This window comes from Nocardia sp. FBN12, from assembly GCF_054031145.1.
The window spans coordinates 6578241-6590615 of sequence record NZ_CM132926.1; the positions used below are offsets into that span (position 1 = coordinate 6578241).

Below are 12375 nucleotides of genomic sequence, written 5' to 3' on the forward strand. Positions count from 1 at the left end.
GTTCGTGGTGTTGGTAGAGGCAGCCGATCGGCGGCCACCGACGAAGGGAAATCGCCATGACGCAGTACCTGCTTTCCGTAGTTGTCGATCCGAGTGCGTACGACATTCCGCAGGAGGAGGCGCAGCCGCAGTACGACGCGACCGGGAGGTTCAACGACGAACTCAAGGCCGAAGGGGCGTGGGTGTTCGCGGGCGGGCTCGGGCGGATCGACGAGGCGACCACGGTCGACAACACCGGCGCTGACGTGGTGGTCAAAGACGGGCCGTATGCCGAGACCAAGGAATGCCTCGGCGGGTTCTGGGTCGTGGAGGCTCCCGACCTCGATGCCGTGCTGAAGATCGCCGCCAGGGCGTCGAAGGTCTGTGAGCAGCGGATCGAGATCAGGACGTTCGACGGCGCATGAGCGAGGACACTCGCGCGCGGATCGATCGGATCTATCGCGAGGAGTACGGCCGGGTGGTCGCCTCGCTCGCGCGACGGTTCGGCGATCTCGATATCGCCGAAGACGCCGCGGGCGAGGCCCTGCTCACCGCCATCGAACGGTGGCCGGTCGACGGCATCCCGCCCAACCCGGGCGGCTGGCTCACCAAGACCGCGGGCAACCGCGCCATCGACCGGATTCGCCGGGAATCACTGCGCGACTCGAAACACCAGGCAGCCATGATCATCGAAGATCACGCACCGCACGACGCGACCGGACCGGTCAACGACGATCGTCTCCGGCTCGTATTCACTTGTTGCCATCCGGCATTGGCGCCGGAGGCGCGAGTCGCGCTGACCCTACGCCTGCTCGGCGGGCTCACGGTCGGCGAGATCGCCAGTGCGTACCTTGTTGCCGAAACGACTATGGCGCAACGCATCACCCGCGCCAAAGCCAAGATCAAAGCCGCGCGCATCCCGTTCCGCGTGCCCGATCGCGATGACGTCACCGATCGGCTGGGCGGAGTGCTCGAGGTCGTCTATCTCATCTTCAATGAGGGGTATCTAGCTGGCGCGCAATCGATTCGGGCCGATCTCATGGCCGAGGCGATCCGGCTCGGCCGCATCATGCGCGACCTGCTGCCCGATGACGGCGAGGTTGCCGGCTTGCTCGCGCTGATGTTGCTCATCGATGCGCGCAGTGCCGCGCGGTTCGCAGGCGGTGAGCTGGTGACCCTCGACGAGCAGGACCGTGGCGGCTGGGACCACGCCCTCATCGCCGAAGGCCACACGCTCGTCCGCGAATGCCTGAGCCGAGTCGCGGCAGGCGGACCTCGCCCCGGCCGCTACCAGCTCATGGCGGCGATCAACGCCGTCCACACCGACGCGACCGACTACCGCGACACCGACTGGAGCCAGATCGTCGCCCTCTACGACCAGCTCTACGCTGTGACCCCCACCCCGATCGTCGCCCTCAACCGAGCCGTCGCCATCGCCGAACTCGACGGCCCCAATGTGGCTCTGGCGCAGATAGATTCACTCCCGCTCGACGGGTATCACGCCTGGCACGCCGCCCGCGCCGAGCTACTGCGCAGGTTGGGACGCGGCGCCGAGGCGAGGTCCGCCTACGACGCCGCGATCGCCGCCACGCAGAACCCGGCGGAACGCGCGTACCTGGCCAGGAGGCGCGAGCATCTCGTGTAGAGCTGCTATGTCCTGCGGGGATGGCGCACTGTGGGCGTCGTCGGCGGGCGGAAGCTCGGTCAGCGCGGTCCGTTCGTGTTGAGGAAGAGGACGGGGCCGTCGCCGAACGTGCCCTGCTCGTTCATCGCCAGCAGCGCCGCCATGGCCTTGGCGGTGTAGACGGGTTCGAGGTGTAGGCCCTCGCGCTCGGCCGACAAAGTCTGGGCGCGTTCGCCTTCCGGCATGGGGTGGCCGTAGCCGCTGCCGAGCCAGTCGATGACGATGTCGATGTCCTCGACTCGCGGTTCGAGATCGGACAGGTCCGCGCCTCGCTGACATAGCAGTCGCACGGTGCGGTGGGCGAGCCGGGTAATCGTCGCTGAGTCAAGCCGCAGCGTGTCGTTGACTACGACACCCACTGCTCGGGTCGTCAAGCCTGCCATCCGCAAACCGAGTTGCAGCCCCGCGATCGTCCCGCCGGATCCGACGGCGGTCACGAGGTGGGTGGGCTCGGGCAGCTCCCCGCGGTGTACCTGTCCGGCCAGTTCGAGCGCGGCCTCGAGGTATCCGAGGACCCCGATCGGCGAGGATCCGCCGGGTGGCAGGTAGTAGGGCAGATGCCTACCGCTGGTGTGCCGGGCGAACAGCATCGGCGCGGCGAGGATGGTCCGCGTCTTCGAATGCGTGAAATGTATCGCGGCGCCGCTGTTCTCGAGTCGGCTCAGCTGTGCGCGGACGTGCTCATCCACAGGCTGGTCGACGAGAGCGAGAGCGGTGCGGAGTCCGTGGTCGCGTGCGTACAGGGCGACGGCCAGGCCCCAGTTCGTCCCCAATCCGCCGACGGTCAGGATGGTCCGGGAGCCGCGCCGATGTGCGTCGGGGAGAATCCATTCCAGCTTGCGGACTTTGTTGCCACCCCACCCGCCGTCACCGAATGCGCAGTCGTCTTTGAGCCAGACCGGCGCGCCACCGGCAGGCAGCGCATCGAGTCGGCGCACCGGTGTCGGGCCGGAGCCGAGTCCGATATGCGGCAGGGTTTCGCGCAGGTGTGGAAAGCGTTGGTGCAGAAGCGGAGTGTTCATCGGCTGACGAGCGCTACGGTACGTAGAGGTCCGCGCCGGAGCAGTTCATGGTCTGGCCCGCGGAAAGACCGGAGGTGCCGACCGCACCGGTCAGGCGGACCGTGCCCCACCCGGTGTGTACGTCGAAGCTGGGCATATTGCCGCCGACGGTGCCGTTCTGGGCGGCGACGCCGGATTCGCCGGTGTCGAGGTTGGTCCAGTTGACGGTGGCGTGGTAGCCGAACGGGCCGAACATCGACTCCGCGCGCGGCTGGATCGAGATGGTGCCCGGTCGGTCGTCCGACGAGGTTGCCACGAGGGACAGGTAGAACGGGTACAGGTGGAAGTTCGCGTTCGAACCGAGGCACTGAACTTTCGCCTCGCGCACCTCCGCCGACGCTGTTCCCGCACCGAGTAGCGAAATGGCGACGATGGTGATGAGTCCGACGGTCGAACGCATGGGCGAAACCTTCCGATAGGAACGAACCGGAGCCCAGTACATCGTTTCCTGGGCGAAAGAACAAGGGAGCTCGTCGATACCGGCGCCGAACCGTGTCCGTGGGGTTGAAAGAACTTCGCCGCGACCTGTCGTATTCGGCCGGTCCTGTTCGTGGAACTGATGAGCGGCGGCAACAGGCCGCCACACCACACAGGAGTCCGACATGACTACTTACGCCGCATCCACCGTCCGTAGCAGTTCCGCGTTCTGGCGTCCCGCCGCCGCGGCAGCCGTCGTAGCCGCGGCGGCGACCACGGCCGTCGCCGCTGTAGCTCACGCAGCCGGCGTTTCCCTCGCCATCGAAGGTCAGCAGATCCCACTCGCCGGATTCGCCCAGCTCACCCTGATCTTCGCCGCGATCGGCATCCTCTTGGCCGCCGCCCTGCGCAAGTGGGCCGGAAATCCCCGCACCGTCTTCGTCCGAACCACGATCGCACTGACCGCTTTGTCGCTGGTCCCCGATGTATTCGTGAACGCCGCGGTCGAAACCAAGCTCACCCTGATGCTCACCCACCTCGTCGCCGCCGCGATCGTCATCCCGGTGGTCGCCGCCCGACTCGCTCGCCGGGGTGAATGACGCTCACCGACTGCGGCCGCGGGCGTCCCCGGGCCGCTCCGGTTCCATCGGCAGGTAATCAGGCGGGGACGTTGGCTCCGTAGCCGAGGTCGCGCAGGGCGGACTTGATCTTGGTCTGGGCCTCGTCGAGGGATTCGGGGGTGGGGTCGGTGTTGGCGCCGGAGATGTCGAAATCGCCCATCGAGTAGGCGGGGAAGACGTGGGTGTGCAAGTGGGGGACCTCGAGGCCGGCGATCAGCAGGCCGGCGCGTGGCGCGTCGAAGGCGACGCGGACGGCCTGGCCGATCTTCTGGGCGACGCCCATCATCGTGGCCGTCGTGGCGGGATCAACGTCTTGCCACTGGTCGATCTCCGCGCGCGGGACGACGAGGGTGTGACCCTGGGTGACGGGGGCGATGGTGAGGAAGGCGACGAACTCGTCGTCTTCCCAGACGAAGCGACCGGGGATCTGACCTGCGATGATCGCGCTGAAGACGGATGCCATACCGCTGAGCGTAGCTAGATCGACACGAAATGCGACAGGATGCCCTGCACCTCGTAGATGTCGACCTGACGGTTGAAACGCTGCTTGACCGGCTCGTCGCCGCTGCCGATCCAGATGTAGAGCTCGGCGTCGAGGTCGAAGGTGCCCGCGGTTTCGACGGCGAAGTGGCTGATCGAACGGTAGGGGATGCTGTGGTAGCTCACTTTGCGGCCCGTGACGCCCTGTTTGTCGACCATGATCAGGCGGCGGTTGGTGAACAGCATGGCGTCGCGCACCAGGATGAACGCGGCGTACACCTGCTCGCCCTGGCCGAACAGCTTCGCGTACTCCTGCTGAGCGGCGGCCGGATCTATGCGACCGGCATTGCCCATCATCCCGTCGAGCAGGCCCATGATGTGCTCCCCGTTTCGGTGGCGGCTGCCGTGCCGCACCTGGTTCCATTGTGGCGCAATCGAACCCGGGGTGCGAGGGCTCCGGCTGATGGTTGCTCCCGAGGTAGCGCAACGGTGTATCGGTTCGCGATGTGCGAAGTGCGCGGTCAGGGGCGTGCGCAAGGTGCGCGCAGTGCGCGACTAATCTGAGGCCGTGCGCGTACTCGTCATCGGTTCCGGAGCCCGTGAACATGCCCTCGTCCTGGCGCTGCGCCGGGATCCGTCCGTGACGGCGGTGATCGCCGCTCCGGGCAACCCCGGCATCGGCCAGCACGCCGAGCTACGCCCGGTCGACCCCTGCTCCGGCGAAGACGTCGCCGCTCTCGCTGCCGAAACGGCCGCTGACCTGGTGGTGATCGGTCCCGAGGTGCCGCTCGTGCTCGGTGTCGCCGATGTCGTGCGCGCGGCGGGGTTCCCGGTGTTCGGCCCGTCGGCCGACGCGGCGCGGATCGAAGGGTCGAAGGCGTTCGCCAAAGATGTGATGTCGGTGGCCGGGGTGCGCACCGCGCACAGCGAGATCGTCGACAGCCCGGCCGAGCTGGACGCGGCGCTGGATCGCTTCGGCCCGACCTGGGTCGTCAAGGACGACGGGCTCGCCGCGGGCAAGGGTGTGGTGGTGACCGCCGACCGGCACGCGGCCCGCGACCACGGCGCCGAACTGCTCGAACAAGGTCACCCGGTGCTGCTCGAGTCATTCCTGGATGGCCCAGAGGTCTCGCTGTTCTGCCTGGTCGACGGCGAAACCGTGATCCCGCTGCTGCCCGCGCAGGACCACAAGCGCGTCGGCGACGGCGACGCGGGCCCGAACACCGGCGGCATGGGCGCCTACACTCCGCTGCCGTGGCTGCCCGCGGAGACGCTGAACGAGATCGTCGAAGACGTGGTGAAGCCGGTCGCCGCCGAACTCGTCGCGCGGGGCAGCTCGTTCTCCGGCCTGCTGTACGCGGGGCTGGCGATCGGCACGAACGGCCCGGCAGTCGTCGAATTCAATTGCCGCTTCGGCGATCCCGAGACCCAGGCGGTGCTGGCACTGCTCGACAGCCCGTTCGCCGAACTCCTGCACGCCACCGCGACCGGGCGGCTCGCCGAGGTAGCCGCACCGCGCTGGAAGGACGGTTCGGCGATCACCGTCGTGCTGGCCGCCGAGAACTACCCGGCCCGCCCCCGCACCGGCGACGTGATCACCGGTGCCGAAGACAGTGCGCTCGAGGGCGAAACCCTTGTGCTGCATGCCGGTACGGGGCAGCGCGAAGACAAGGCGCTGGTGTCGGCGGGTGGTCGCGTGCTGAATGTGGTCGGTGTCGGTGCGGATCTCGCGCAGGCCAGGGAGCGCGCCTACGCCCGGCTGGCCGGAATCAAGTTGGCGGGCAGCCACTTCCGTACCGACATCGGTGCGACCGAAGTTGTTGTGCCGGAACGGAATACCGTCGCGAAGTAGTTCGCGTTCCCGCGCCGGGCTATGTCAGTTGTAGCCCGTGCACGGCCAACCAGGCCTGTGGGTCCACATGCTGACCGTTCTGCACGATCTCGAAGTGCAGGTGCGGGCCGGTCGAATCGCCGCGATTGCCGATGCGGGCGATCTGCATTCCGGCGGGGACGCGCTCGCCCTGGGAGACGAAGAAGTCGTACATGTGGCCGTAGATGCTGATGGTGCCGTCGTCGTGGCGGATACGGACCCACAGGCCGAAGCCCTGGGCCGGGCCCGCCTCGACCACGGTCCCGTCGGCCACGGCGTAGATGGGGCTGCCGATGGGGCCCGCGATGTCGATGCCGCGGTGCATGGTGCCCCAGCGGGAGCCGAAACCGGACGTGAACGCGCCCTTCGCGGGCAGGCTGAACCCGCCGACCGAGGGAGTCGATCCGGGGACCATCGCACCGGGAACCACCGGGGCGCGCTGGCCCATCCAGTCCTGCCATTCACCCGAGGCCGCGGCCGCTGCCTCCGCTTTCGCGCGTTCGAGGGTGGCGCGGGCCGCCGCGGCGACCACGTGTGCCTCGCGACGCTTCTCACCCGCGTCGATGGCATTGAGCATGCGGGTCGCCGATTGCGGGTTGGGGAGCAGTTGCGGGGGATAGGCGATCGCCACGTGGATCGCTTCGCCGGGTGCGAGTGGGGGCCCGTCGACGACGCCGCCGAACTGTCCGTCGGCAGCGACGAACACCGCCACCGCGACCATTCCGGCGATGAGTACCCGCCGCTCGACCAGCACCTGACGCACCCGCTCGCGACTCGGCCGCCGCGCCCACAGCCCCTCTGCCTGCGCCTTGGGCCGCCGCCAGAAAACCTTGCGCACCTCACCACTGCGCAGCTCACCGGCGATCTCCCCGACCACCGGATACCGCGCCGCCCACTCGGCCATCCGATCGCGCGTCGCGACCTTCGACGGCAACTGCTCCCGCCAATTCGCCTGCAGGATCCGGCCGTTCACGCTGACGGCCCGGCGTTTCTCGGTGTCACCGGATCGCGCCGATTCGACGGGGTCTTGTCGCGAGGTGTCGATCGGGTGCTGTCCGGCCGTCACCGATTCGGTGTCAACGCTGCGCTCGGGGGTGCCCACCCGCACATCCCGCGCCGTCCGTGTCCGCTTCATCCCGCCCCCGCGCCCCTGCCCCGACGCACCCACAGTGGTCGCGTCGGTGGCTGCGTATTCGCTGTCGGAGCCATTGTGCCGACCATATCTGTGAACACCCACAATCGGGTGCTCTACCGTCTCTCGGGTGTCCAGAGAATCGCGCCGGTCGGCCATTGCCCCTTTCTACGTCATGGATGTGTGGAAGGCGGCAGCTGAACGCGCCAGGTCGCACGGGGATGTGCTGGTACTCGCGGCGGGGCAGCCCTCGACGCAGGCGCCCGCGCCGGTCCTGCGGGCGACCAGGGCGGCTATCGATCACGAATTGCTCGGCTACACCGAGACATTCGGCATTCTGCCGCTGCGCGAGGCGATCGCGGGCCATCACAGCGAGACCTACGGCTACGACGTGCACCCGGACGAGGTGGTGGTGACGACCGGGTCGTCGGGTGCGTTCACGCTGATCTTCCTCGCCGCCTTCGACGCGGGTGACACCGTGGTGGTGGCGCGCCCCGGCTATCCCGCCTACCGCAACACGCTGTCCGCGCTCGGCTGCGAGGTCGTCGAACTGGACTGCGGCCCGCAGACCAGATTCCAGCCGACCGTCGCGATGCTCGAGGCCATGCCCGAGCCACCGAAGGGCCTGGTGGTGGCCAGTCCGGCCAACCCGACCGGCACGATGATCGACCCCACCGAACTCGCCGCGCTGGCCCGCTGGTGTGAGCGGCACGGCACGCTGCTGATCTCCGACGAGATCTACCACGGCATCACCTACGCGGGCGCGAGCACGCCGACCTCCTCGGCGTGGGAGTTCTCCCGCGAATCGGTGGTGATCGGTTCGGTGTCGAAATACTTCTCGATGACCGGCTGGCGGCTCGGCTGGATGCTGGCACCGGCCGACCTGCGCCCGGCGCTGCAACGGCTGGCGTCGAATATGACGGTGTGCCCGCCCGCGATCTCGCAGTACGCGGCCGTGCACGCGTTCGGGCCGGAAGCCAAGGATGAACTGGACGGGCATGTCCGCCGGTACGCGCGCAACCGGTCGTTGCTATCGGAGGGTTTGCCCGCGATCGGAATCACCGATCTCGCGCCGGCCGACGGCGCCTTCTACGCCTACGCCGATATTGGTCATTTGACCGATAATTCTCGGGCCTGGTGCGCCGAGGTACTCACCGAAACCGGCGTCGCACTGGCTCCCGGACTCGATTTCGACACCACGAATGGAAACCACACGGTCCGTTTTTCCTTCGCAGGTGCCACAGACGACATCGCCGCAGCTCTGGAGCGTCTGGGGCGGTTCTTGAAGGGGTGATCCGATGTCGTGTCAACAGTGATGTGCGACAACAACTTTGCCTAGTACGAACACATCTGTGCCGGGATACGGTAAAACTCAGTTATCCCGAATTCCCAGTGTTTCCCCGATGACGATTGCGCACGGTTGAACTGATGATGACTGGCACTCCTGCACGGTGACCACCGCAACGACTCCGAAAGGCGAACGACGTCGTCAGGCTCTGGTGGCGGCGGCGGCCGAGCTGTTGCTCGAGGGCGGATTCGACGCCGTACGACATCGTTCGGTGGCCTCGCGAGCCGATCTTCCGCTCGCGTCGACCACCTACTACTTCGCATCACTGGAAGATCTGATCGCCCGCGCCGTCGAGTTCAGCGGCGCGATCGAACTCGACGCGATGCGCCGCCGGGTCGGCGAGGTCAGCCATCGCAGGCGCGGCACCGAGGCGACGGTCGAGCTCGTGCTCGACGTGCTCGTCGGCCCCGACGACGGCGACCTCGACGCCCGCGGCCAGCTCATCGCCCGCTACGAGCGTTCCGTGGCGTCGGCCCGTCATCCCGAGTTACGTGAGGTCCAGCTCCGACTACGCACGCAGCTCGAAGAACTGCTCGCCGACGTGCTGCGCCGCTCCGACCGAGTGGTGCGCCCCGAGCAGTTACGCAGGATGGTTGCCGTCGTCGACGGTGCGGTGGTCGCCGCGCTGATCGAAGGCCACCCCGAACCACGTCGACCCGCCAGGGCCGGTCTGCTCGAAATGATCGATATCGTCGCCCCGCCCGTGGTCCCGAACGTGATGCCCTCCCAGGCCGAACGGGTGCGGCAATTAGACTGAGTGCTCGTGAGCCTCGTCCCGAATGTCCTCGCCACCCGATACGCCAGCCCGGAGCTCGTCGCGCTCTGGTCGCCCGAGAACAAGATCGTGCTCGAGCGCAGGCTGTGGCTGGAGGTGCTGCGCGCGCAGGCCGAACTCGGAATCGATGTCCCCGCAGGGGTTGTCGAGGATTATGAACGCGTCATCGACCAGGTGGACCTGGCCTCGATCGCCGAGCGTGAGCGGGTCACCCGCCATGACGTGAAGGCGCGCATCGAGGAGTTCAACGCCCTCGCCGGGCACGAGCACGTGCACAAGGGCATGACCAGCCGCGACCTCACCGAGAACGTCGAGCAGCTGCAGATCCGGCTCTCCCTCGAGCACGTCTACAAGCACGGCATCGCGATCGCGGCGCGGCTGGCCGAGCGGGCCGCCGAGTACCAGACCCTGGTGATGGCCGGGCGCTCGCACAATGTCGCCGCGCAGGCCACCACACTGGGCAAACGCTTCGCCTCCGCCGCCGACGAGATGCTGGTCGGTCTCGCGCGGATGCGCGACCTGATCGACCGCTACCCGCTGCGCGGGATCAAGGGCCCGATGGGCACCGCCCAGGACATGCTCGACCTGCTCGACGGTGACGCGAACAAGCTCGCGGCCCTCGAGCAGCAGGTGGCCACACACCTCGGCTTCGCGAACGTGTTCACGAGCGTGGGCCAGGTGTACCCGCGCTCGCTCGATCACGATGTGCTGTCCGCGCTGGTGCAGCTGGGTGCCGGGCCGTCGTCGTTCGCGCACACGATTCGGCTGATGGCCGGGCACGAGCTGGTCACCGAGGGTTTCCAGCCGGGCCAGGTCGGGTCGTCGGCGATGCCGCACAAGATGAACACGCGCTCGTGCGAGCGGGTGAACGGCCTGCAGGTGATCTTGCGCGGCTACGGCTCGATGGCGGCCGAGCTGGCGGGGGCGCAGTGGAACGAGGGCGACGTGTTCTGCTCGGTGGTGCGCCGCGTCGCGCTGCCGGACGCGTTCTTCGCCATCGACGGGCAGATGGAGACCTTCCTGACGGTGCTCGCCGAGTTCGGCGCCTACCCGGCGGTGGTCTCGCGTGAGCTCGACCGGTACCTGCCGTTCCTGGCGACCACCCGCATCCTGATGGCGGCGGTGCGTGCGGGCGTCGGCCGCGAGACCGCGCACGAGGTCATCAAGGAGCACGCGGTGGCGGTGGCGCTGGCCATGCGCGAGCAGGGCCGCGAACCCGATCTGCTGGATCGTCTCGCTGCCGACGATCGGATGCCGCTCGACCGCGCCGGCCTTGACGCGGCGCTCGCCGACAAGGCCGCGTTCATCGGGGCGGCTTCGGATCAGGTGTCCGAGGTGGTCGCGCAGGTGCAGAAGCTGGTCGAGGCGAATCCGGAAGCCGCGCGCTACTCGCCGTCGCCGATCCTGTAGACCCGTGCGAATCAGCCCGCCCCTGCCGCTTTTCCGGCGCAGGTGGCGGGCTTTTGTGCGTCGAGGCCGATACCGTGTGCGGGTGAATCCGTACACGATCTTCGCCGACATCATCGCCGGGCTCGCCCCCGCCTCGAAGGTTTACGAGGACGACGAAGTGCTGGCCTTCATGGATATTCGTCCTGTGACGCCGGGGCACGTCCTGGTGGTGCCCAAGGTGCCCGCGCCGAGTCTGGCCGATCTCGATCCCGCGTTGGGCGGCAAGCTCTTTCAGGTCGGGCAGCAGATCGCGGCCGCGCTGCGCAGCAGTGAAGTGGCGGCCGATGGGGTGAATTTCTTTCTCGCCGACGGGGTGACGGCCGGGCAGGAGGTGTTCCATGTGCACCTGCACGTGATCCCGCGCACGCCCGGTGACGGCTTCGGCCTGCGCGCGCGGCCCACCTCGCCCGCCCGAGCGGACCTCGATTACCTGGCCGGTTCGATCCGGGGCGCGCTCACCCGCTGAATTTCCGGGCGAAGCGGGCATTGCAAACCGTGGAGTTTGCTGGAGAAACGCCCGAAACGCCGAATGCTTCCAGTTTGTTCACCTGTGGGTTACTTTGGACTGTCATTGGCATGCGGTTATGGAGGGTAGATCGTGCGTCGTACAGGTGTTGCTGCTTCAGTGCTGGCTATTGCTCTCGCGTTGATCGGACCGGCGGTGGTGCACCCGGCGACGGCGTCGGCCGCCGAGATCGTCGGGGTGCGTGAGATGACTCCGCACCGGACCGCGATCACGGTCACCTCGCCCGCGATGGGCCGCAATATCGATCTGCAGGTCCTGCACCCGGCGGGCGGCGGCTCGCGCGGCACGTACTACCTGCTCGACGGGCTCGACCCCGGCATCGGCCAGAGCACCTGGACCAACGCCACCGACGCCGAGGCCTTCTTCCGCGGCAAGAATGTGAACGTGGTGCTGCCGATGGGCGGCCAGGCCAGCTACTACACCGACTGGATCGCCGATGATCCGCGTTTCGGCCGGTACAAGTGGGAAACGTTCCTCACCCAGGAGCTGCCCGGCTTGATCGACGGGCACTTCAACGGCAACGGCGTGAACGGCATCGGCGGGCTGTCGATGGGCGGCAACGCGGCCTACATCCTGGCCGTGCGCCACCCCGGCCTCTACCGCGCCGTCGCCGGTTACAGCGCGTGCCCGGACATCGCGATGGCCGCGGGCGCGATGATGTTCTCGATCGTCAACCGGGGTGGCAATCCCGGCAATATGTGGGGTGCGCCCGGCAGTCCCGAGTGGGCCGCGCACGATCCGGCACTGATGCTCGACGGACTGCGCGGCAAGGCGCTGTACATGTCCACCGGCACCGGGATCCCCGGCCCGCACGAGGCCGAACTCAAGCCGACACTGGCCGAGAACATCTTCCTCGGCGGACCCATCGAATTGGGCGTCAACACCTGCATGGTGGCGTTCGACCAGCGGCTGCGCGCCGCGGGCATCGGCGCCAAGATCGACTACCACCCGGTGGGCACGCACTCCTGGTCCTACTGGCAGGACGCACTGCACGCCTCGTGGCCGACTATCGGTCCGGCTCTGGGGGCCTGAGC

Annotated in this window: 14 protein-coding genes; 9 read left to right on the forward strand and 5 right to left on the reverse strand. The window is 67.9% G+C overall.

The genetic code is table 11. The features are described 5' to 3' along the window. The first annotated feature begins 56 nt into the window (after window positions 1–56). Window positions 57–404 (forward strand): YciI family protein, encoded by a 348-nt coding sequence (locus ACWZHB_RS31050; protein ID WP_427905283.1) that lies wholly within the window; start codon window positions 57–59, stop codon window positions 402–404. Next, entirely contained in the window at window positions 401–1624 is a 1224-nt protein-coding gene (locus ACWZHB_RS31055; RefSeq protein WP_427905284.1) for an RNA polymerase sigma factor, read from the forward strand. Before ACWZHB_RS31050 ends, ACWZHB_RS31055 begins: the two co-directional genes overlap by 4 nt. A gap of 59 nt (window positions 1625–1683) precedes the next feature. On the opposite strand, the gene ACWZHB_RS31060 is transcribed toward ACWZHB_RS31055, so the two are convergent. Continuing rightward, on the reverse strand, window positions 1684–2685 hold the full coding sequence (locus tag ACWZHB_RS31060; protein WP_427905285.1) for a 1-aminocyclopropane-1-carboxylate deaminase/D-cysteine desulfhydrase: 1002 nt from the start codon (window positions 2683–2685) through the stop codon (window positions 1684–1686). Window positions 2686–2698: 13 nt separating this feature from the next. Further along, the gene (locus ACWZHB_RS31065) at window positions 2699–3124 is read right to left on the reverse strand and encodes a hypothetical protein (RefSeq protein ID WP_427905286.1); all 426 of its coding nucleotides are present in this window, start codon (window positions 3122–3124) and stop codon (window positions 2699–2701) included. Between the two features lie 202 nt (window positions 3125–3326). On the opposite strand from ACWZHB_RS31065, the gene ACWZHB_RS31070 reads away from it, so the two are divergent. Continuing rightward, window positions 3327–3740, forward strand: a complete 414-nt coding sequence (locus ACWZHB_RS31070; RefSeq protein ID WP_427905287.1) for a DUF6069 family protein — start codon at window positions 3327–3329, stop codon at window positions 3738–3740. Window positions 3741–3798: 58 nt separating this feature from the next. Here ACWZHB_RS31070 and ACWZHB_RS31075 read toward each other — a convergent pair whose 3' ends face one another. Both ACWZHB_RS31075 and ACWZHB_RS31080 read right to left on the reverse strand, forming a co-directional pair. Then, window positions 3799–4224, reverse strand: coding sequence for an HIT family protein (locus ACWZHB_RS31075; protein ID WP_427905288.1), 426 nt, complete (start codon window positions 4222–4224; stop codon window positions 3799–3801). A 14-nt stretch (window positions 4225–4238) separates the two neighbouring features. Further along, the gene (locus ACWZHB_RS31080; protein WP_378966914.1) at window positions 4239–4616 is read right to left on the reverse strand and encodes a PH domain-containing protein; all 378 of its coding nucleotides are present in this window, start codon (window positions 4614–4616) and stop codon (window positions 4239–4241) included. 193 nt (window positions 4617–4809) lie between these two features. Here ACWZHB_RS31080 and purD point away from each other — a divergent pair, with 193 nt between their 5' ends. After that, window positions 4810–6093 carry a phosphoribosylamine--glycine ligase gene (gene purD / locus ACWZHB_RS31085; protein ID WP_427905289.1) on the forward strand — a complete coding sequence of 428 codons (1284 nt, stop codon included), beginning with the start codon at window positions 4810–4812 and terminating at the stop codon, window positions 6091–6093. Window positions 6094–6112: 19 nt separating this feature from the next. Here the strand turns inward: purD and ACWZHB_RS31090 are convergent, their stop codons facing one another. Beyond that, on the reverse strand, window positions 6113–7246 hold the full coding sequence (locus tag ACWZHB_RS31090) for a M23 family metallopeptidase (RefSeq protein ID WP_427905290.1): 1134 nt from the start codon (window positions 7244–7246) through the stop codon (window positions 6113–6115). Between the two features lie 127 nt (window positions 7247–7373). Here ACWZHB_RS31090 and ACWZHB_RS31095 point away from each other — a divergent pair, with 127 nt between their 5' ends. From ACWZHB_RS31095 to ACWZHB_RS31115, 5 genes are all read left to right on the forward strand, one after another. Further along, window positions 7374–8537 carry a pyridoxal phosphate-dependent aminotransferase gene (locus ACWZHB_RS31095; protein WP_427905291.1) on the forward strand — a complete coding sequence of 388 codons (1164 nt, stop codon included), beginning with the start codon at window positions 7374–7376 and terminating at the stop codon, window positions 8535–8537. Between the two features lie 157 nt (window positions 8538–8694). Next, window positions 8695–9348: a TetR/AcrR family transcriptional regulator gene (locus tag ACWZHB_RS31100; RefSeq protein WP_427905292.1), complete on the forward strand. Its 654-nt coding sequence runs from the start codon at window positions 8695–8697 to the stop codon at window positions 9346–9348. Window positions 9349–9354: 6 nt separating this feature from the next. Further along, entirely contained in the window at window positions 9355–10776 is a 1422-nt protein-coding gene (purB, locus tag ACWZHB_RS31105; RefSeq protein WP_427905293.1) for an adenylosuccinate lyase, read from the forward strand. A gap of 82 nt (window positions 10777–10858) precedes the next feature. Beyond that, a complete protein-coding gene (locus ACWZHB_RS31110; protein ID WP_427905294.1) occupies window positions 10859–11281 on the forward strand; it encodes an HIT family protein in 423 nt (140 codons plus the stop codon). 159 nt (window positions 11282–11440) lie between these two features. Continuing rightward, window positions 11441–12373, forward strand: coding sequence for an alpha/beta hydrolase (locus tag ACWZHB_RS31115; RefSeq protein ID WP_427905295.1), 933 nt, complete (start codon window positions 11441–11443; stop codon window positions 12371–12373). Window positions 12374–12375 lie beyond the last annotated feature (2 nt).